Raw genomic sequence first — 22644 nt, forward strand, 5'->3', positions numbered from 1 at the left:
TCAGGCAGCGGGCGCGGTCAGTCGGTCGGCCACGGCGTCGGCCAGTTCGCGCGGGGTCGGGTACTCGTAGAGGAGGTCCGCGGGCCATTCCAGGCCGGTCAGCCCGGTCAGGTGGTCGCGGAGTTCGAGCGCGGTCACCGACGTCAGGCCCATGTCGAGGAACTCGCCCTCGGCGTCGATCTCGGACGCGGACTCGTACCCGAGCACCGCGGCCGCGAGGCCCCGGACACCGCCGAGCACGGCCTCCGCCCATTCCGTGCGGGGGAGTTCCGCGAGGGTGGCCCGGAGTGCGGAGTCCCGGGGCTGCGAGCCGTCGGGCTCGGGCTCGGGCGTCGGTACGGACTTCGGTTCGGGTTCGGGCTCGGGCACCGGTGCGGGGGGCGCCGGCTCTGCCGTGGCCGTCGCGGTCTCGGCGGGTTCCGGCACGGCGCCCGCCCGCTCTGCCGTGGCAGCCGCCGACCCCGCGGCCGGCGACGCCGGAGCGGTGTCCAGGAGGCGTACGGCCGTCTCCCCGGTGGACATCGCCCGCCACAGCCCGGCCACCGCCGCCCGCGGATCGAGGCCGGGGTGGACCGCCGCGGCGAGGGAGCCTGCCGCTTCCTGCACGGTCTCCCCCAGGGACACGACTGCCACCAGCGGTGCCCGCACGTCCTCGAAGCCGCTCCCGGCCCGGACGATCGCGGCCGTGAGCGTTGCGGCCTCCGCCACGTCGCCGAAGGCCAGCGCACCGGTGGGGCGGTCGGCGCCGCCCGCCACCAGACAGCGGGCTCCGGACGCGAGCACGGCGTCGACTATCGCGGCGGTGAGCGCGTCAGCCGGGCCGGCCACCAGGACGTCCCCTTCGGGACGCCACACGCCGGTCCGGACCAACGGCTCGTAGGCACGCACGAACAACCCGTCGGGATCGATCCGCGCCTCCCGGTACCCGCCGGCCACGGCCGCGCACAGGCGGCGCCGCGCGGGCGCGGCGAGGTCCTTCGGGAGGATCACGGTGTGGTCGCAGGCGGGCACCGCGCCGTCGCCGTCGACGAGGGCCCACCGGGGGACCCCCGGCTCGGCGGCCGGTTCGGTGCCGGGGAGGGCCAGTACGAGATCCGGGCGCCCGGCACCGCCCGAGCGGACCCGGGCTCCGTGCCGGACCAGGGTGCCGGCGACCGCGTCGGCCAGTTCCTCGCCGCCCGTGGAAGGGGCGAGCAGCACGATGTCGTGGGCGAGCCCGGGGGCGGGGCCGTCCGGCACCCGCGTCCACCGCGCCGCTTCGAGGACCGGTGCCGTCACTCCGGAGCGGAGCCGCCCGAGGGCGTGGAGGACCTGGGCCGGCGTCTCGTCGCCCCGCAGGTCCAGCAGGTCGAGGGCGGTGCCGAGGTCGGCGCTCTCGACGGCCGACCAGAGCGGGGCGAGCGCGGGCGCCCCCTCCGCCGGCTGTGCCTGCGCCTCGGGCACAGGTGCGGGTGCGGGTGCGGCCTGGGCTGCGGCGGGCTGTTCGGGCCAGTGGCGGCGGCCCTGGAAGGCGTACTTCGGAAGCCGCACCGGGGTGGCCGGCCGCCCCGCGTGGACGGCCTGCCAGTCGACCTCCACTCCGTGGGTGTGCAGGCGTCCCAGCGCCTCGGCGGCGGTGCGGACGTCGTCGCGGTCGCGGCGCAGCAGCGACACGGGGCGCACCGGGAGGCCGGGCAGGCACGATTCGGCGGCAGGTGCGAGGACGGCGTCGGGCCCGAGTTCCAGGAAGGCCGTCGCCCCGCTGCCGTGGGCTTCGCGGACGGCGTCGAGGAAGCGCACGCAGCCGCGCAGCTGGTCCGCCCAGTAGTCGGGGGTGTCCATCGCGTGTGCGGTGCGGACGGTGGAGACGACCGGGACGGCGGGCCGCCCGAAGCGGACCTCGGCGGCGGCGGCCCGGAACTCGGCGAGGGCTGTGTCCACACGGGGCGAGTGGAACGCGACGTCCACGCGCAGCCGGCGCGTGCGGTGGCCGCGCTCCGCGAGTTCCCGGGCCGCCGACAGGACCTCCTCCTCGTCGCCGGACAGGACCACCGACCGGGGGCCGTTGACGGCGGCGATGCCCACGCGGTCGGTGCGGCCCTCCAGGACTGCGAGGGTCTCCTCCTCCGTCGCCCGCACGGCCACCATGGCCCCTCCGGCGGGCAGCCGGCCGAGGACGCGACCGCGGGCGGTGACGAGGGCGGCGGCGTCGGCGAGGGTCATCAGGCCCGAGACGCAGGCCGCCGAGAGCTCGCCGACGGAGTGCCCGATCAGGAGGTCGGGGGTGACGCCCCAGCTCGACAGCAGCTGGAACTGGGCGACTTGGACGGCGAAGAGGGCCGCCTGGGTGTACTCGGTGCGGTCCAGCAGGTCGTCCCGCTCGAAGACCGCTTCGCGCAGCGGGGTGCCGAGCCGGAACTGCGCGGACACCTCGTCGAAGGCCTGCGCGTACACGGGGAAGGCCTCGTACAGGCCCCTTCCCATTGCGGGGAGCTGGCTTCCCTGCCCGGTGAAGAGCAAGGTGAGCCGCCGGCCGGTCGCGCGGGCCAGGTGCAGGCCGTCGGCCGGGCCGCCGGACGCCAGGGCCGCGAGGGCTGCGCGTTTGTGCTCTGGACCGGCGCCGCCGATCATGGCCCGGTGGCGGTGGGCGGACCGGGTGGTGGACAGGGCCCGCGCCACGGCGGGGACGTCGGCGGTGTCCGAATCCAGCAGGCGGCGGGCCTGTTCGCGCAGGGCCTGCTCGGAGCGCGCCGACAGCAGCCAGGGCACTCCGTCCAAGGGCGGCAGCGGCGCCGGGGTGTCCTCGGGTGCCGGTGCCTGCTCGATCAGGACGTGCACGTTGGTGCCGCTGATGCCGAAGGAGGAGACTCCCATGCGGCGCGGTGCGGTCCCCTCGGGCCACGGCCGCGCCCGGTCGAGCAGGGCGATGTCGCCGGAGGCCCAGTCGACGTGCGGGGAGGGCTCGTCGATGTGGAGGCTGCGGGGCAGCAGGCCGTTGCGGATGGACAGGACCGCCTTGATCACTCCGGCGGCGCCGGCGGCCGCCTGGACGTGTCCCACGTTGGACTTGAGCGATCCGAGCAGCAGCGGAGCCGGCCGGTCCTGGCCGTAGACGGCGAGGAGCGCCTGTGCCTCGATGGGGTCGCCGAGGGCCGTCCCGGTGCCGTGCGCCTCGACGGCGGCGACGTCGGCGGGGCGCAGGCCTGCGGCGGCCAGTGCCGCGCGCATCACGTTCTCCTGGGCCGTGCCGTTGGGGGCGGTGAGGCCGTTGCTGGCGCCGTCGGAGTTGAGGGCGCTGCCGCGGAGGACGGCCAGCACTTCGTGGCCCTGTGCGCGGGCCCGGGAGAGGCGTTCGATGAGCACCACCGCTGCGCCCTCGGCGAGTGCGGTGCCGTCGGCGGCGGCGGCGAACGGCTTGCAGCGTCCGTCGGCGGCCAGTCCGCGCTGGCGGCTGAACTCGACGAAGGGCACCGGTGTGGACAGGACGGTGACTCCGCCGGCGAACGCGAGGTCGCACTCTCCCGCCCGCACCGCCTGGGCGGCGAGGTGCAGGGCGGTCAGCGAGGACGAGCAGGCCGTGTCGACGGTGACGGTCGGGCCTTCCAGCCCGTAGGTGTAGGCGACCCGTCCGGAGAGGACGCCTCCGCCGACGCCCGGGGCGAGGAAGCCCTCGGCGGCGGCGTTCTCCAGGAGGCGGCCGTAGTCCTGGTACATGGCGCCGACGAACACGCCGGTGCGGCTGCCGCGCAGCGAGTCCGGGTCGATGCCGGCGTCCTCGCACGTCTCCCAGACGGTTTCCAGCAGGATCCGCTGCTGCGGGTCCATGGCGACGGCCTCGCGGGGCGCGATCCCGAAGAAGGCGGCGTCGAACACGGTCGCATCGGCCATGAAGCCGCCGTGCCGGGTGGAGGCGGTGCCGGGGGTGGCCGGGTCGGGGTCGTAGAGGCGCTCCAGGGGCCAGCCCCGGTCGTCGGGGAACGGGCCGATGCCGTCGCGTTCGCGAACGAGCATCTCCCAGAGGTCGTCGGGTGTGCGGACGCCGCCGGGGAGCCGGCAGCCGAGGCCGACGAGGACGACGGGGTCGTCCTCGTCGGCGGCAGCGGCACGGACGGCGTGCGCGGGTGCCGGGGCCGTGCCGGCGAGGAGCCCGTCAAGGTGGCGGGCGACCGCCGCCGGGCTGGGGTGGCTGAACACGAGGGTGGCGGGCAGGCGCAGGCCGGTGGCTGCGGCGAGGCGGTTGCGCAGTTCGACGGCGGCGAGCGAGCCGAACCCGGCGTCTTTGAAGGCCCGGCCGGGCTCGACCGCCTCCGGCGAGGCGTGTCCGAGGACGGCGGCGGTGTGTCCGACGACCAGGTCGAGCAGGGTGCGCAGGCGCTCGGGGCCGCTCTTCCCGGCGAGGCGGGCCGCGAGTTCGGAGACGGCGGCGGCTCCGCCGGGAGCGGCGCTGCGGCGGGCCGGCTTCCCGGCCAGGCCGCGCAGCGGCGCGGCGACGTCCTCGCCCTGGGCCCGCAGGGCGCCGGGGTCGAGCCGGATCGGGGCGAGCACCGGCTCGTCCGAGGCCAGTGCGGCGTCCAGGGCGGCGAGGGCGTCCGCGGTGGGCAGCGGCCGGAATCCGGAGCGGCCCAGGCGGTCCCGGTCGACGCCGTCGGTCATGCCACTGGTGGCGTCCCACAGGCCCCAGGCCAGGGAGGTCCCCGGCAGGCCGGCGGCGTGGCGGCGGCGGGACAGGGCGTCGAGGCCGGCGTTGGCGGCGGCGTAGTTGGCCTGGCCGAGGCCGCCGAGGATGCCCACGGCCGAGGAGAACAGCACCAGGCGTGCCTGGGGCAGCAGTTCGTGGAGGTGGAGCGCGGCGTCGAGCTTCGGCGCGAGCACGCGGTCGACGCGCTCGGGGGTCAGTCCGGTCACCAGTCCGTCGTCGAGGACGCCCGCGGCGTGGACGACGGTCCTGAAGTGCTCTCCTGCGGTCAGGGCCGCGAGGCCGGCGCGGTCGGAGATGTCGCAGGCGACGGCGCGGACCTTCGCCCCGGCCCCGGCCAGTTCCTCGACGAGGGCGGCCATGCCGGGGGCGCCGCCGCCGCGCCGGCCGGCCAGCACCAGGTCGCGTACGCCGTGTGCGTGGACGAGGTGCCGGGCGACGAGCTGTCCCAGGGTTCCGGAGGCGCCGGTCACCAGGGTGGGGCCGAGCTCCCCGGTCGCGGCCGGGGCGGGGAGCCCCCGCACGAGCCTGGTCGCAGTCGCGGTTCCGGACGCCAGCGTGAGCTGGGGCTCGTCCGCGGCGAGGGCGGCCGGGATCGCGGCGAGGGTGGCCGCGTCGAGATCGGCCAGGTCCAGGATCCTGAAGCTGCCGGGGTGTTCGAGCCGGGCCGACCGTACAAGTCCCGCGACGGCGGCTTCCGCCACGTCGGTGTCGGCGTTGCGGGTGACGAGGACGAGCGTGGAGTCCGCGCGGGTGTCGTCCGACAGCCAGTCCTGGACGAGGGTGAGCGCGCCGCGCACGGCCTCGCCGGGCTCGCCCGTGGGAGCCGGTACGAGGACGTGGCGCGCGGGTTCCCCGGTGGGCTCCTTGCCCAGCTTTCGGGCGAGTTCGGGGTCCCGGACGGCGTAGTCCTCGTGCGTTCCGGCGGGCAGCGGCAGGGTCACCCGGTCGGGGCGCAGCACGTCGCCGCGGTCGGGGCGGCCGAGGGCGCCCGCCGGAAGCTCGCGGAGCACGAGGGTGTCGACCGAGGCGACGGGCGCCCCGGTGGTGTCGGTGAGGGTGAGTCGCACGGCGTCGGGTCCCGCGGCGGACAGGGTCACGCGCACGGCCTCGGCGCCTGCGGCGTGGAGGCGCAGGCCCTGCCATTCGAAAGGGAGTGCCGGGCGGCGGCCGTCTCCGGTGGTGGGGAAGCCGCCGAGGGCGACGGGGTGCAGGCAGGCGTCGAGGAGGGCCGGGTGGAGGGTGAACGCGCCCGCCTCGGCGGCGTCGGGCAGTGCGACCTCGGCGTGGAGGTCCCCGTCGCGTCCCCGCCACAGGGCCCGCAGGCCGCGGAAGGCCGGGCCGTAGTCCAGGCCGGCGTCCGCCAGGGTGGCGTAGACGGCTTCGACGTCCTGGGGTTCGGCGTCGGCCGGCGGCCACTCGGTGGCGGCCGCAGCCGGTTCGGCGGCGTCGGGCCGCAGGACGCCGGTGGCGTGCGTGGTCCAGTGGCCCGCCCCGGCGAGGGTGTGGAGGGTCAGTGCGCGCGAGCCGTCCTCGGCCGGGGCCGCGACGTCGACGCGCAGCCGGATGTCGCCCGTGCCGGGGATGACGACCGGGGTGAGCAGGGTGAGCTGGTCGACGGCGGCGCAGCCGGCCTCGTCCGCCGCCCGGGAGGCGAGCTCCGCGAGGGCCGCGCCCGGCAGGACCACCTGTCCTTCGACGGTGTGGTCGGCGAGCCAGGGCTGGGACGCCAGGCCGAGCCGGCCGGTGAGCACCAGGCCGTCGGCGGCGGGCAGGGCGGCGCGCAGGACGGGGTGGTCGACCTCGTCGAGGCCCAGGGCGCCCGCGCCGCCGGCGCCGGGCCCGGGGACGATCCAGTACGGCTCGGTGAGGAAGGCGGTGGTGGGCAGGTCGGTCGGGCGGGCTCCGGGCCAGAGCGCGGACCAGTCGGGACGCACGCCCTTCACGTACAGCCGGGCGACGGCGTGCAGCAGCTGCTCCGGGCCGCCCTCGTCACGGCGCAGGGTGTGGGCGACGGCGGTGTCGGTGCCGAGCGCGTCGACGGTCTCCTGTGCGCCGGTCGTGACGACCGGATGGGGGCTGACCTCCAGCAGGGTGGTGCAGTCCCGCCGGACGAGCGCGGTGACGGCCTCGTCGAAGCGGACGGTCTGGCGCAGGTTCCGGTACCAGTAGTCGGCGTCGAAGGCGTCGGCGTCCTCGATCCAGCGGCCTTCCACGGAGGAGAAGAAGGGGATGGCGGGGGCGAGCGGTCTGAGGGGGGCGAGGGCCTGGAGGATCTGTGTGCGGACGGCTTCCACGTGTGCGCTGTGCGAGGCGTAGTCCACGTCGACGCGCCGGGCGCGTACGCCGTCCTCCTCGCAGGCTGCCAGGAGTTCGTCGAGGGCGTCGGTGTCACCGGAGACGACGACGGAGGCCGCGCCGTTGACGGCGGCGAGCGACAGCCTGCCGTCCCAGCGGCGGAGCCGGTCGCGCGCCTCGTCGGCGCCCAGGGCGAGGGACATCATGCCGCCGCGGCCTGTGAGCGCGGTCAGGGCCCGGCTGCGCAGGGCGACGACACGGGCGGCGTCCTCGAGGGTGAGGGCGCCGGCCACGCAGGCCGCGGCGATCTCGCCCTGGCTGTGTCCGGCGACGGCGGCCGGGTGGATGCCGAGCGAGCGCCACACCTCGGCGAGGGAGACCATGACGGCGAACAGGGCGGGTTGGACGACGTCGACCCGGTCCAGGTCCTGTTCGCCGCGGAGCACGGCGGTCAGCCGGAAGTCCACGTGGGGGGCCAGGGCGCGCTCGCACTGCGCTATCCGCTCCCGGAACACCTCGTTCGTGTCCAGCAGGCCGACGGCCATGTCACGCCACTGCGACCCCTGGCCGGGGAAGAGGAAGGCCACGCCGCCGGCCGGCCCGGTGACTCCTTCGACGACGGCGGGCGAGGGCCGGCCGGCGGCCAGGTCGTCCAGTGCGGCGAGGAGTCCGGCCCGGTCGCCGCCGACGACGGCCGCGCGGTGCTCGTGGGAGGCGCGCGTGGTGGCCAGGGAGAGGGCGACGTCCTCGGGGCGCGGGTCCTGCGGGCGGTCGGCCAGGAAGGCGGCGAGGGCGGCGGCCTGGGCGCGCAGGGCGGCGTCGGAGCGGGCGGACAGGGTCCAGGCCAGGGGGCCGGGCGGGGCCTGCGGTGTCAGGGGCGGCTCGGTGCGTCCGGCATTCCCGCTGTCCGCGGCATCCCGGGCGTCCCCGGCGTCTGCCGCAGCGGCCGGCCGCCGGGCGTCGGGCTGTCCGGCGGTCCGGCCGTCCGCGGGCAGCGGAGGTTCCTCCAGGATCACATGGGCGTTGGTGCCGCTGACCCCGAAGGAGGAGACGGCGGCCCGGCGGGGCTCCGTGCCGGCGGGCCAGGGCGCCTCCTCGGCGAGGAGTTCCACAGCGCCCGCCGACCAGTCCACGTAGGGGGACGGGGCGTCGAGGTGCAGCGTCCGGGGCAGAACCCCGTGCCGCATGGCCATGGCCATCTTGACGATCCCGGCGATGCCGGCGGCGGCCTGGGTGTGCCCGAGGTTGGACTTCACCGATCCCAGGCGCAGTGCCCGGTCGCGGTCCCTGCCGTAGGCGGCCAGGACGGCCTGGGCCTCCACGGGGTCGCCGAGGGGGGTGCCGGTGCCGTGCGCCTCCACCGCGTCTACCTGCTGGGGGGTCAGGCCGGCGTCGACGAGGGCGTCGCGGATGACGCGCTGCTGGGCGGGGCCGTTGGGCGCGGTGAGGCCGTTGCTGGCGCCGTCGGAGTTGACGGCGGTGCCGCGGACCACGGCGAGTATGCGGCGGCCGGCGGCGAGGGCGGTCGCGAGGCGTTCGACGACGATGACGCCGACGCCCTCGGACCAGGCGGTGCCGTCCGCTCCGGCGGCGAACGGCTTGCAGCGGCCGTCGGGGGCCAGGCCGCGCTGGCGGCTGAACTCGACGAAGGCCGCGGGAGTGGCCATGACCGTGGCGCCTCCCACGAGGGCCATGTCGCATTCGCCCCGGCGCAGGGAGCGGACGGCGAGGTGGAGGGCGACGAGGGACGAGGAGCAGGCGGTGTCCACCGTGATGGCGGGCCCGCGCAGGCCCAGGTGGTAGGCGACGCGGCCGGAGACGACACTGCCGGCGCCCTGGGCGCCCGGGTAGTCGTGGTGCATGACCCCGGTGAACACGCCGGTGCGGCTGTCGCGCAGCGCAGTCGGATCCAGGCCCGCCCGTTCGACGGCCTCCCAGGACGTCTGGAGGATCAGCCTCTGCTGCGGGTCGGTGTGGAGCGCCTCCTTGGGCGATATCCCGAAGAATCCCGCGTCGAAGCGGGCCGCGCCGTGCAGGAATCCGCCCTCGCGGACGGTGGTCGTGCCCGGGTGGTCGGGGTCGGGGTGGTACAGCGTGTCCAGGTCCCAGCCGCGGTCGCCGGGGAACGGGGTGATCCCGTCCCGCCCCTCGGCGACGAGCGACCACAGGTCGTCGGGGGACTCGACGCCGCCCGGGTAGTGGCAGGCCATGCCCACGATGGCGACGGGCCCGGCGGATCGCTCCTCCGCGTCGCGCAGCCGCTGCCGCGTCGACTGCAGTTCCGCGGTCACACGGCGCAGGTAGTCGCGGAGCTTGTCCTCGTTGGTCATCGGGAGCGTTCCTCCAGTCCCGGCAGCGGGCTGCCGAGCTCGGCGTCGATCAGTGCGAAGACTTCGTCGTCGGTCGCCGAGGCGAACGCGGTGACGGATTCCGTCGCGGTGCGGGGTGTCAGCTGTTCGAGCAGGCCGCGGACGCGTTCCGCGGTGCGGTCGCGGGACACGTCGTCCGCGGCCGCCTCCGTGAGGGCGGCGGCCAGGCGGTCGAAGGCCGCGAACAGGGTCGGCAGGTCGGCCGCCTCGGACGCGCCGGCGAACCGCTCGTCGAGGTGGGCGACCAGGTCGGCCGGGGTGGGGTGGTCGAAGACGAGCGTGGCCTCCAGGGTCATGCCGAGGGCCGCGCCCAGCCTGTTGCGGAACTCGATGGAGCTCAGCGAGTCGAAGCCGAGTTCCTGGAAGGACCGGTCGGACTCGATCAGGCCGGCGTCCGCGTAGCCGAGGACGGCCGCGGCCTGGCCGCGGACCAGCGCCGACAACCGGGCGCGCCGCTCGTCGGGGCCGAGGCCGGCCAGGCCGGGGTCCGCGGCGGGGGCCGCCGCGGGGGTGTGCACGAGGCTGCGCAGCACGTGCGGTACGGCGGTGGCCGGACCGCGGGCGAGTCGCAGGGCGGTGACCGCGGGGTGCGGTCCGGCCAGGGCTGCGTCGAGCAGGGCGAGGGCCGCCCCGGTGGGAAGCGGTTCGATGCCGCCGCGGGCCATCCGGTCCCGGTCGGCGGCCATGCCCTCGTCGAGCGCCCACGGCCCCCAGGCCACGGACACGGCCCGGCGGCCTGCTGCGGCGTGCTGCCGGGCGAGGGCGTCGAGGAAGGCGTTGGCGGCGGCGTAGTTGCCCTGTCCCGGGCCGCCCAGTACGCCCGCCACGGAGGAGAACAGCACCAGCTGCGCCTCGGGAAGCAGCTCGGCGAGGTGGGCGGCGCCTTCCGTCTTGGGCCGCAGCACCCGCTCCAGGCGGTCCGCGTCCAGGGCGGTGACCACCCCGTCGTCCAGGACTCCCGCGGCGTGGACGGCCATGGTCACCCGGCGGCCGGCCAGCAGGGTCCGCAGGGCGGCGCGGTCGGCGACGTCGCAGGCGGCACTCTCGACCCGGGCGTCCAGCCCGTCCAGTGCGGCGGGTACCGCGCCGCTGCGGCTGACCAGCAGGAGGTCGCGCACGCCGTGCCGCTCGACGAGGTGGCGGACCACCGGTCCGGCCAGGGCGCCACTCGCGCCGGTCACCAGGACGGTTCCCTCCGCGCGGGGTGCAGGGGCCGGCGCCGCGGCCGGTACGCGGACCAGCCGGGCCCCGAGCACCTGGCCGTCGCGCAGGCGGATGTGCGGTTCGTCGGAGCCGAGCGCGCGGTGCAGCGGCGCCAGGTCCTCGGCGTCCACGAGGCCGAAGCGGCCCGGGTGTTCGGACTGGGCGGAGCGCACCAGTCCCCAGGCCGCGGCCGTGGCCGGGCCGGGGGCCGTGGTGACGAGGACCAGCCGCGCGGACGCGAACCGGCGCCCGGCGAGCCACTGCCGGAGCCGGTCCAGAACCTCGGCGGCGAGGGCGCGGGCGGCTTGGGCGGCCTCGGCGGGACCGGCCGGTGATGCCGGGACCGGCAGCACCACCACCGGCGGCACGTCCGTCAGGGCGTCCAGGTCGGCGGCTCGTACCAGCACCGCCCCGGAGGCCTCCAGGGCGGTGCCGATGCCCTCGGGGTCCGGGCCGACGACCGCGTACCGCGCGCCCGGTGACGGCTCGGGGGCTTCCACGGGCAGCCACTCCACGTGGTGGAGCGGCTCGTCGGGAGCATCAGCCCGGCGCAGCACCACCGAGTCGACGGAGGCCACGGGCGCGCCCGCCGGGTCCGTGAGGAGGAGGCCGACCGTGTCGGGCCGGTGGTGGACCAGCCGTACCCGGGCGGCTGTCGCCGCCGGGGCGTGGACGCGCACGCCTGACCAGGCGAACGGCAGGTAGGGGGTGTCCCCGTCGAGGGCCGAGGTGAGGGCCACGGTGTGCAGGGCCGCGTCGAGGAGTACGGGGTGCAGCGCGTGCGCCCCGGGCGCCCCGCCGGCGGCTTCGCCGGGTACGGCGACGTCCGCGAAGACGGCGTCGGCGGTGCGGCGGGCGCCGTGCAGGCCGCGGAAGGCGGGCCCGTACCCCGTGAGCGTCCGGTAGAGGCCGGTGACGTCGATCTCCTCGGCGTCCGCGGGCACGGCCGCGGACGCCGGGGGCTCCTCGGGCGAGGGGGCGAGGACACCGGTGACGTGGCTCGTCCAGCCGCCGTCCCCGGTGCGGGCGTGGATGGTGAAGGCGCGCGTACCGTCGGGCCCAGGGAGGTCCGCGACGAGGCGCAGGTCGGCCTCGGTGGTCGCCAGCGGTGTGTGGGTGACGAGTTCGGCGATCCGCGGGCAGTGGAGCCGGGCTCCCGCCCGGAGGGCGAGGTCGACGAAGTACGTCCCCGGGACCAGGACGGCACCGTCGACGGTGTGGTCGGCCAGCCAGGGCTGCCGCGTCGTGGTGATCCGCTCGCCGAAGACGTGCCCGTCCGGCAGCTCGACCTCTTCGGTCGTGCCCGGAAGGGGCGCGGACGGGGTCCGGGCGGTGGCGACCCAGTGGCGGTCGCGGGCGAAGGGGTAGCCGGGCAGCGAGAGCCGCCGGGGTCGGCCGGGCGCGGGCAGGCTGATCTCGGCGCCGTCGACCCAGGCCCGGGCCAGCTCGTGCAGGTCGCCGCCGTGGACCGGTGCGGCCCCGCGGCGCCTGCGTCCTCGGTGGCATCCCTTGCCGGTGCGGAGTGCGTCGGCGAACTCCGCCGCGGTGGTCGCGACGACGGCGAGCCGCTCGTCGAGGTGGTCGCGTCCGGACCAGAGCGTGAAGGCGAGTGCCGCCGGGTCCGTGCCGGTGCCGGTGCCGGCGAGGCGGCCAGCCAGCTCGGCCGGCGTCGTCCCCGCGTCGATGTGGAGCCGGACGCCGAACTCCTCCTCGACGCGGCGGGCCAGTGCGGTCAGGCGCGGGTAGTCGAGGCCGAGTTCCGCGAACGGCTCACCGGGATCGGCCCGCAGGCCGACGGCCTCGGCGACGATCCGCTCCACGACTTCGGGGTCCGCGCCCCGGCCGGCGCGGTCGAGGTGGGCCAGCATCCGCGCCGCGGTCTCGTCGAGCCGGGCGGCGTCCTTCGCCGACAGCACGAAGAGCCGGGGGCGGTCCTCCTCCGTCGCCTGCGGGCCCGGCACGGCCGGGTGCTCGGCCAGCACCACGTGGGCGTTGGCGCCGCCCGCGCCGAAGGAGCTGATCGCCGCGGTGAGCGGAGCCCCCGCAGGCGGGTTCCAGGGTGCCGGGGTGCGCTGCACGCGGAACCGCGAGCCCTCCCAGTCCACGGCCGGGTTGAGCCGTTCGGCGTGGAGCGAGGGTGCCAGGGTGCGGTGGCGCATCTGGAGGACGACCTTGGTGAGGGCGGCGATGCCGGCCGCCGACTCCAGGTGGCCGATGTTGGACTTCACGGAGCCGATGGGCCAGGGCCCCCGGCCGGCGCCGAGGGCGTCGAAGGCCCGCTCCAGGGCGGTGATCTCGATCGGGTCGCCGAGGCTGGTGCCGGTGCCGTGGGCCTCCAGGTAGCCGAGGTCGGCGGGGTCCACCCCCGCCGCCGTGAGCGAGTCGCGGACGAGAGCGGCCTGGGAGGCCGGGTCGGGCACGGAGAACCCGCCGGTGCGGCCGCCGTGGTTGAGTGCCGTCCCCCGGATGACGGCGTGTACGTGGTCCCCGTCGCGCAGGGCGTCGCGCAACGGCCGCAGCAGCACCACGCCGACGCCCTCGCCGGGCACGTAGCCGTCGCCGCCCTCGCCGAAGGCCCGGCAGCGGCCGTCGGTGGACAGGAAGGACGACTGGCTCAGCAGCAGGTACTTGTTGGGGTGGACGTGCAGGTTGACGCCGCCCGCGAGGGCGGCCTCGCACGCGCCCCCCCGGATCGCCTCGACGGCCAGGTGGAGCGCCGTCAGCGAGGACGAGCACATGGTGTCGAGCGCGATGCTCGGCCCCTTGAGGTCGAGGAAGTAGGAGACGCGGTTGGCGATGGAGGCGCTGAACGACGAGGGCACGAGCCCCGGTTCGCCGCCGACGCCGTGCAGTTGGTACTGGTTGTACATCACTCCGGCGAACACGCCCACGGAACGGCCCCGCCAGGCGGAGGGGGCGTGTCCCGCCTCCTCGAAGGCGTGCCAGGCCTCCTGGAGGAACAGCCGCTCCTGGGGGTCGAGGACGGCGGCCTCGTTGGGTGAGATGTGGAAGAAGGCGGCGTCGAACTCGTCGATGCCGTCGACGAATCCGCCCCAGCGGCCGTACGAGCGCCCTGGCACGCCCTTGGCGTCGCTGTGGATCGTACGGTGGTCCCAGCGGTCGGCGGGCACCTCTGTGATGCCGTCCCGGCCGGCCTTGAGGTTCTCCCAGAACGCGTCGAGGGTGCGGGCGCCCGGGTAGCGTCCGCTGATGCCCACGACGGCGATCGCGTCGTCCGCGTCGCGGGCGCGGGCGCGGGCGCCGACGGCCGGCGGGTGGGGCGCGGGGGCCGCCTCCTCCGAATCGGCCGGGGCAGGGGCCGGGGCCGCGGGGGCCGCGGCGGCGGGGGTGAACCGTTCGGTGATCTCGGACGCCGAGCCGACGAGCGCCACCAGGTGCGGCCGGCCGCTGCCGACGGCCCGCAGCATGATGTCCACCGCGGTCGGGGTGTCCATGCCGCGCAGCCCCATCAGGCGCAGTGCACGGTCGTCGAGCGGCATGCCGCCGTCCGACCAGCCGGGCCATCCGATCGACACGACCCCCGGCCTGCCCTCGGCGAACCGGTCGAGGAAGGCGTTGGCGCAGGCGTAGTCGGCCTGGCCGCGGTTCCCCCAGGCACCGGCCGTGGACGAGCACAGCACGAGGAAGTCCAGGCCCAGGTCCCGGGTGGCCTCGTACAGCAGGCGGGCGCCGGTGACCTTGGGCGCCAGGACGGCACGGACGTCCGCGGCGCTCTTGCCCGCAATCAGCCCGTCGCGCAGCACGCCGGCGGCGTGCACCACCCCGTGCAGCGCGCCGTACCGGGAGAGCGCGAGGCCGACCGCGCGGTGGACGTCCTCGGCACGGGAGACGTCCGCTCCGACCACCTGCACCTCGGCGCCGAGGGCGGTCAGTTCGGCGCTCAGCGCGGCGGTCCGCGTGCTGTCCCCGGCCGTCCGTCCGCAGAGCACGAGCCGGGCGCGAACGGTCCGCGCCAGGTGCCGGGCGAGGGACAGGCCCACTCCGCCGAGGCCGCCCGTGATCAGGTACACGCCCCGGTCGCGCAGTGCCGCCGGCCGGTCCGGGGCCGGCACGGGGAGTACCTCGCGCACCTGGCGCCTGCCCGCCTCGTAGCGCACCTCCGTGTCCGGTACGCCCGCGGCGAGTTCGGCGAGGGCGTCGGCGCGCTCCGGCGAGCACACCACCGAGGCGCGCACGCCGGGCTGCTCGCGGTGGAGGGTGTGCAGCAGAGCCGAGACCGCGGAGGCCTCCGCGCCCGGGGGGACGTGGCAGACGATCCGCGCGGGGCCGCGCCGGGTGCGCAGGAGGGCGGCCGCGAAGCCGGTCAGGGCGACGGCCTCGCCTTCGACGTCGTGCGGATCGGCGGGGATCCAGAGCACGTCCGCGGCCTCGTGCCCGGTGAGCAGTGCCTCCGCGTCGCGCCCGGTCCGCGAGTCGACGGTCAGGACCGGGGCCGGCGCCGGGTCCTGCACCGGCGGCAGGGGCGCGTCACGCCAGCGGGGCTCGAACCAGACCACCTCGGAGGGCGCCTCCTCGCCTGCGTCCCCGGCTGCCGTCTGCTCCTGCGGCGCGCCGACTGCCCGGCGGGCCCCGTCCGCCGGCAACTCGTACGCACCGAGGTAGGCGACGAGGTCCTCGAAGGTGCTGTGCTCGAACAGCAGAGTGGGCGAGAAGTCGGTGCCGTACGCGCGTTCCAGATCGGCGGCGATGCCCAGCAGCGCCGTCGAGTCCAGGCCCAGCTCGTAGAAGCCCGCCTCCTCGTCGAACGCGGTACGGCCGAGCCGTTCGGCGAGCAGGCCGTGCACCAGGCTCGCCGCGGTCCGCTGATCGGGGGCCGCTCCGGCCTCTGCTGTCGCGGCGGGCTCCGCCGCGCGCGGGGCGCCGTCGAGCCGGGTGATGGCGTCCTCCTCCCGGACCCGCTTGGAGGTGAGGCCGCGCAGCCACAGCCGGACGGCTCCGTCGGCGTCGAGGAAGCGCAGGTCACAGGTGGTCAGATCGCCGTCCGGTCCGGTGGCACGGGGCGGGGTGGCGTGCACCAGGGTGCGGCTCCCGAGCGGCCCGCGGGCCCGGAAGGAGTCGATGAGCATCGGGATGTAGGGCCGGGCCCCCTCGTCGGCCCCGGCCGCGGCGAACTGCGTCGGCAGCAGGGTCGAGGAGTCCAGCGCTGCCGGGTGCAGGTGGAAGTACTCCGCGTACGCGGCGGCCTCCGGGCCCAGCGCCAGGTCCGCGAGCAGCTCGCGCTCACCGACGTGCAGGGTGCCCCGGGCGCGCATGAACGCTCCGTGCTCGATGCCGGTCCGGCGGACGAGCGCGTACAGGTCGGCCATGTCGGCCGTGCGGGGCAGGCCCGCGCGCAGGGCCGACAGGTCCACGGCCTCGGCCGGGAACGGCACGTCCAGGTGGAGGCGGCAGTCGAGGACCGGCTCGGTCTCGCCGGTGGGGCGGCGGGTACCGGTGACCAGGACCCGGTGGCCTTCGGCGTCCGCCGAGAACTGCAGCCGCAGCTCGGTGTCGAAGTCGGGCCCGGCGGCCACGGGGTTGCGGAACAGCACGCGGCGCAGTTCCACGCGGGAGGTGTCGACGCCGCGGGCGCGCAGGATCCGGTAGATCATGTCGAGGAACGACACTCCGGGCAGGATGCGCGTGCCGTGCACGCGGTGGTCACGCAGCACCGGGTCGGTGCCGCGCACCACCACGGTGCAGGTCAGACCGTCCAACAGGTTCATTGCTTTCCTTCCGGCACGGCGGAGAACTGGAGCTCGAAGAACGGCGCGGGGGCCGCTGCCGGCGTCTGCGCGGGCTGTACGGGCTGTACGGGCTGTACGGGCTGTACGGCGGCGGGCGCGTCGAACCAGAAGCGCCGCCGCCGGTAGCGGGGCGGGTCCAGCGGTGTACGCACCGGGACGTGGGCCCCGGGTGCCTGGCGCACCACCATGTGGGCGTTGGTGCCGCCGAAGCCGAAAGAGCTGACGGCGGCCCTGCGCGTACCGTCGCGGCCGGTGAACGCGCGCGGCTCCCGTACGGGGAACAGCGGCGACTCCTCGAAGCGGAAGCGGCGGTTGAGGGTCGCGCAGTGCAGCGTCGGCGGGAGCTGGGCGTGGTGGACGGACAGCAGAACCTTGATCAGCCCGGCCATGCCGGCTGCGCTGAGGGTGTGTCCGATGTTGGTCTTCACGCTGCCGACGCCGCAGAAGCCGACCTCGCCGGTACGGGCGCGGAAGGCCTCGGTGAGTGCCTTCAGCTCCATCGGGTCACCGATCATGGTGCCGGTGCCGTGGGCCTCCACGTAGCCCAGCAGGGCCGGGGAGACACCGGCGTCGGCCAGGGCCGCCTCGATCACCTCGCGCTGTGCGCGCGGGTTCGGTGTCGTGATGCCCATGGTGCGGCCGTCGTTGTTGACGGCGCTGCCCTCGATCACGCCATAGATCCGGTCGCCGTCTCGCAGGGCGTCGGAGAGCCGCTTGAGCAGCAGCGTACCGGCGCCCTCGCCGAGCACGATGCCGTCGGCCCGCTCGTCGAACGTGTGGCAGCGCCCTGTGGGCGACAGGGCACCGGCCCCGCTCATCCCGACGAAGGGCACCTCGTCGAGGAGGATCTCGGCCCCGGTCGCGAAGGCCAGGTCGCACTCGCCGGTGCGCAGGGCGGCGGCGGCCATGTGCACGGCGACGAGCGCGCTGGAGCAGGCCGTGTCGACGACGACGGACGGTCCGCGCAGGTCGAGGTGGTGGGACAGCTGTGCGGCGATGAAGTTCTGCGCCATTCCGCTGATCGCGTGCGGGCCGGCCGCGGCGACGTGCGCTCCGTAGTTCGCCGCCCGGGCTCCCGCGAAGACGCCGACACGCCGGCCGGCGACCTCACGCGGGGTGAGCCCGGCATCGGCCAGGCACTCCACTCCGGTCTCCAGGACCTGCCGGACCAGAGGGTCGACGTACGCCGCCCCGGCCGGGTCGATCCGGAAGTACTCCGGGTCGAAGTCCTCGACGGCGTCGAGGAATCCGCCCCACTTGCTGACGCTGGTGCCGGGCTGCGGGTCGGGGCGCCAGAAGCGGTCCGTGTCCCAGCGGGAGGGCGGCACCTCCGTGACGGAGTCCGTGGCGGACATCAGGTTTCGCCAGAACGCCGCGTGGTCGGGCGCACCGGGGAAGTGGGCGGCGATGCCGATGACGGCGATGTCCTCGCGCCTGGCCGCTCCCCCTGCGGGGCGCGGACCGCCGGCCTCCAGGGCCTCGGCCGCCACCGGGGCCGGGACCTGGGCGGCGGGCGCGGCGGTGGGCGGGCCGTCCGGGTCGGCCTCCTGGGACGCGTCCGGAACGTCCGGCACGAGATCGCGCAGCGCCTCCGTGAGGAGCGCCACGGTCGGGTTCTCCAGGACGGTCGACGGCTCCGCGACGACGCCGAGTTCCCGCTCCAGCGCGGTGAGGATCTGGGCGATCATGATCGAGTCCACGCCGAGGTCGGCGAAGTCCGCATCCTGCCCGATCTCGGCCGGATCCATGCGGAGCGTCGAGGCGAGCACCGCGGTCACCCGGCGGGCGAGACGGTCCGCGGCCGGCTCCCCGCTCGTGCGGGGGGCGGCCGGCGGAGCCGGCGCGGGCACCTCCAGCAGCCGGGCGGCGTCGAAGCGCCCGGCGTCCACGACGCAGGGCAGCACGACCGGGTCGGGACCGCTCATGGCACGGTCCAGCAGGTCCAGACCCGTCTCCGGAGCCAGGGTGCGCAGGCCGAGGTCCCGGTACGCCGGGGTGTCCACCTCGGGCATGCCGGCCGCACGCCAGCTCGGCCACTGGACGGACCGGACGACGGGGGCGTCCTCACCCCCGGTGGCGGTGCGGTACTCGGCGACGCGGTCCAGCACGGAGTTGGCCAGCGCGTAGTCGCTGAGGCCCACGGCCAGCGCGGGCACACCGCCCGCGACGGACGAGTACAGCACGACGAAGCGCAGCTCGTCGCCGGTGCAGGCGTCCAGGACGGCTTGCAGTCCCGCGGTCTTCGGTTCCAGGACCCGCCGCATGTCCTCGGTCCGCTTGCCGATGAACGCCGGGTCGCGCATGACGCCGAGTCCGGCGCAGTGCACGATCCCGGCGATCGGGCCGAGCTCGCGCCGTGCACGGTCGAGCACCTCGGCCACCCCGTCCAGCGGGCCGGACTCGATCGCGATCCGGACCCCGGGGCGTTCGAGGGCCGCGAGGTCGCGCAGCCTGGCCGCGAGGGCCGCGTCGGTGCCGGGGTCCGCGAGGAGTGCGGGCCACTCGCTCCGGGCGGGCAGCGCCGTACGGCCGAGGAGCACGAGCCGGTCGGCACCCCGTTCGACGAGTCGGGCAGCGAGGAGCCGGCCCAGTGCGCCCGTCCCTCCGGTGATCACGACGGTCCGGCCTGCCAGGTCCGCCGACCAGTCGGCGCGGGCGGGCGCCGCGTCGGCGGAGCGCAGCACCGGTCGGTGCCGCACGCCGGCCCGTATGCAGGCCTCGGTCACCGGGTCGGCCGCCGCGAGTTCCGCGGCGACCGCCTCGCGCAGCGCGTCCGGCTCCAGGGTGTCGAGGTCCAGGGTGCGGGCGGCCAGGCCGCGGTACTCGGCCGTGAGCATCTTGACGAGGCCCGCGTGGGCCGCTCCGCGCAGCGTGGGCCGCTGTGTCCGGAACGCGGCGAGTTCCCGGGTGAGGTGGAGGTAGGTGAAGCCCCGGGTGCGGTTCGCGGTGACGAGCTCGCGCAGGAGCGCGATCCGCGCCCAGTCGGGCTCCGGCACGGCCTGCGGGGTGTCGGCCGGGTCGGGGTCGGCCAGGTCTGTCAGGTCGACCAGGGCCGTCGCGGCGCGGGCGGCTTCCGCGATCCGCCGGGCGGCGTCCGCGTCGCCGTCGTCCATGCGGACCACCGTGGCGGCGGGCCCGAAGGCCTTCTCGGCGAGGTTCTCGTTCCCGGCGCGGGCCAGGACCACGATGTCCGCGGGCAGTTCGGCCGGGGCCAGCGGGGCGGCCTCCCACCGCTTGACCAGGAGCAGTGCGGGGTCCTGCGGGACGGTCGCGCCCGCGGTCGCGGCCGGTGCCGTGAGCCAGTGCCGTTCGCGGGCGAACGGGTAGGTCGGCATGGACGCCAGCGGCGGCCGGACGGTGCGCAGCGCGGTCCAGTCGATGTCGGCGCCGTCCTGCCAGAGCCGGGCGAGCCGGTCGAGCCGTCCCTCCCGGACCAGTCGGGCGAGGTACTCGGCTCCCTCGGGTTCGGACAGCCAGGCGTGGTCGGCGTCCGCGCCGGCGGGGGCCCGCTCGGCCGCGAGGAAGCCGGCCAGTTGTTCGCGCAGGTCTCGGGTGGAGCGGGCGACCACGGCGAGCCGGGCGGCCATGGGGACGCGGGCGGACTGGGAGGTGTACGCGAGGGAGGCCAGCGACGCCCCGGCGTCCGTGCCCGTGCCCGTGCCCGTGTCTGCGTCCGCGTCCGCGTCCCCGTCCGCGTCTGCGTCCGCGTCCCCGTCCGCGTCTGCGTCCCCGTCCGCGTCCGCGTCCGCGTCGAGGAACTCCACCATCGCGGCGGCGTACCGGCGCAGGGCGGCTTCGTCCCTGCCCGAAAGGAGGAACACCTCCGGGGCGTCGTCCCGCGGCGGGGCCGGGGGCGCGCCGGCGGGCGCCTCTTCGAGGACGACGTGGGCGTTGACCCCGCCGAAGCCGAAGGAGCTGACGCCGGCGCGCAGCGGCAGCGGCGTGCCGTCGGCCGCCGCGGGTTCCCACGGGGCGGTCCGCCGTACGGGCCGGAACGGTGTGCCGGTGAGATCGATGCGCGGGTTGAGCGTGTTCAGGTGCAGGGTCTTCGGCAGCGTGCGGTGCCGCATCGCCAGCACCACCTTGATGACGCCGGCGATGCCCGCGGCGGGCTCCAGGTGTCCGATGTTGCTCTTCACGGTGCCGATGCCGCAGGGCGTGGCGGGTCCGCCGGCCAGGGCCCGGTGGGCCCGGACGAGGCCGTCGATCTCCACCGGGTCGCCGAGGGCGGTTCCGGTGCCGTGGAGTTCGGTGTAGGAGACCGTTTCGACCGGTACCCCGGCGTCTTCGTACGCCTCGACCAGCAGGGCGGCCTGGGCCTCGGGGTTGGGTGCGGTCAGCGACGAGGCGTGCCCGCCGTGGCCGACCGCGCTTCCGCGGATCACCGCGTGGACCCGGTCGCCGTCGGCGAGGGCGCGGGAGAGCGGCTTGAGGACGAGGACGCCCACGCCCTCCCCCTTGACGTATCCGTCGGCCGCAGCGTCCAGCGCCTTGCACCGGCCGTCCGGGGAGAGCACCCCGAGCTGGTTCCCGGCCACCACGGTCTGCGGCGAGAGCACGAGGCTCACGCCGCCGGCGACGGCGAGTTCGCTCTCCCCGGCGCGCAGGGACCGGACGGCGCGGTGCAGTGCCACCAGGGAGCTGGAGCAGGCGGTGTCGATGCTCTCGCTCTCGCCCTTGAGGTCCAGCAGGTACGAGATGCGGTTGGCCAGGATGGTCCGCGCGAGCCCGGTGCCCGCGTGGGGGTTGACCTGCTCGCCGCGCAGCACCATCGACTCGTAGTCGTTGAACTGGACGCCGGCGAACACGCAGACGCGGCGGCCCGCGAGCCGGTCGGCCCGGCAGCCGGCGTCTTCGAGGGCGGTCCAGGTGTGTTCGAGGAACAGCCGGTGCTGCGGGTCCATGACCTCTGCCTCGGCGGGCGAGATCTTGAAGAACCGTGCGTCGAACCGGTCGACGTCGCCCAGGAACCCGCCCCAGCGGGCGGTACCGCCGAAGCGCCGGGACACCTCCTGCCAGTCCCAGCGGTCGGCCGGCGTCTCGGTGACGAGGTCGTCGCCGTCCCTGAGATGCCGCCAGAACCCCTCCAGGTCCGGCGAGCCCGGGAATCGTCCGGACATGCCGATGACGGCGACGGCGTCGTCCCGGACGGGCCCGGTGGAAGGAGCGGCGGACGGAGCGGCGGACGGAACGGCGGGACTGACGGCGGTGGCCGCGGGTCCGGCCGACGGCCGGAGGTGTTCCGCGAGAAGGTACCGGGCGAGACGCACGACGGTGTTCTCGGCGAACAGGGCCGTCGTCGGCACCGAGATGCCGTAGCGCTCCTCCAGGGCCGCGGAGAGGGACTGGAGCCCGAAGGAGTCCAGCCCGTACTCCCCGAAGCCGGCCTCCGGGTCGAGTGCCTTCGGCTCCAGGCCGACCAGTCGGGCGACGAGCTCCCGCAGCTGCCCGGTCAGCTCGCCCGCGGGTACGGGAGCGGAGGCGGCGGAAGGGCCCGCGGGAGCGGGCGCCGGGGCGGGCCGGCGGGTGTCGTTCCCGTGCTCCCGGAGCCGCATCGCGGCGACCTGTCCGCGCATCCGCTCGGGCTCGCCGGGCAGGACGGCGACCTGGGGGCGTCCCAGCCTCAGGACGAGGTCGAGCAGCCGCTCCCCCTCTTCCGCCTCCAGGTAGCGGAAGCCGGTGTCGGCGAGGTAGCGGCGCTCGTCCTCGGCATCGACGTGCATGCCTCCGGCGCGCCACATGGGCCAGTCGACGGAGACCGTGTGCCCGCTGCGGCGGCCCGCGCGGCGCAGGGCCTCCCGCTCCTCGGCGAAGCCGTCGAGGTAGCGGGCACCGACGGCGTAGTCGACCAGTCCGTAGTCGCCGAGCTGCCCGGCCAGCGAGGAGTACAGGACGAACAGGTCCAGCGGTTCGTCACGGGTCGCCTCGTCGAGGACCCGGGTGCCCTCGAAGCGGGCCCGCAGGTGGGAGCGGAACTCCGCGAGGTCCTTGCCCGGGAGAGGAGTGCGCGAGGCGGTCGCCGCCAGGTGGAACACCCCGTGCAGGGCACCCCACTTCTCCTTGACATCCGCCACGACGCGGGCCATGGCCGCCTCGTCCTCCACGGACGCCTGGTAGTAGGCGACCTCACCGAGAGCACGCAGGCCGGCGAGCTGCCCGGCCCGGTCCGCGGCCGGCGAGCGGCCGGTGAGCGCCACTCGGGCGCCGCGTGCCAGCAGGGTGCGGGCGAGCAGCAGTCCGAGGCCGCCCGCGCCGCCGGTCACCAGGTGGACGGTGCCCGGACGCAGCGGGGACGGGGTGACGGGGCTCGGGTCGGCCTCGGTGAGCACGCGTACGGTACGGCCGTCCGCGG

Annotated in this window: 3 protein-coding genes (1 of these 3 only partly in view); all 3 read right to left on the reverse strand. The window is 76.1% G+C overall.

The window, feature by feature from the left end; translation table 11 throughout:
• Tightly spaced (each overlapping or abutting the next), the 3 genes in view from MUK52_RS31175 to MUK52_RS31185 form a layout consistent with a single transcriptional unit that may run on beyond the window.
• Positions 1 to 9303 carry a type I polyketide synthase gene (locus MUK52_RS31175; RefSeq protein ID WP_284581823.1) on the reverse strand — a complete coding sequence of 3101 codons (9303 nt, stop codon included), beginning with the start codon at positions 9301 to 9303 and terminating at the stop codon, positions 1 to 3.
• Entirely contained in the window at positions 9300 to 16271 is a 6972-nt protein-coding gene (locus MUK52_RS31180) for an SDR family NAD(P)-dependent oxidoreductase (protein WP_284581824.1), read from the reverse strand. The genes MUK52_RS31175 and MUK52_RS31180 overlap by 4 nt, the downstream gene beginning before the upstream one ends.
• On the reverse strand, positions 16268 to 22644 hold the final stretch of the coding sequence (locus MUK52_RS31185; RefSeq protein ID WP_284581825.1) for an SDR family NAD(P)-dependent oxidoreductase. The gene runs 13135 nt beyond the window's last position; only the last 6377 of its 19512 coding nucleotides appear in the window; its start codon lies off the right edge, out of view; it ends in the stop codon at positions 16268 to 16270. The genes MUK52_RS31180 and MUK52_RS31185 overlap by 4 nt, the downstream gene beginning before the upstream one ends.

This window comes from Streptomyces sp. 2P-4, from assembly GCF_030167965.1.
GTDB classification, from domain to species: Bacteria; Actinomycetota; Actinomycetes; order Streptomycetales; family Streptomycetaceae; genus Streptomyces; species Streptomyces globosus_A.

Coding starts and splice junctions, on each gene's coding strand:
- MUK52_RS31175 (WP_284581823.1), bottom strand. CDS start 9,303: ATGACCAACGAGGACAAGCTCCGCGACTACCTGCGCCGTGTGACCGCG.
- MUK52_RS31180 (WP_284581824.1), bottom strand. CDS start 16,271: ATGAACCTGTTGGACGGTCTGACCTGCACCGTGGTGGTGCGCGGCACC.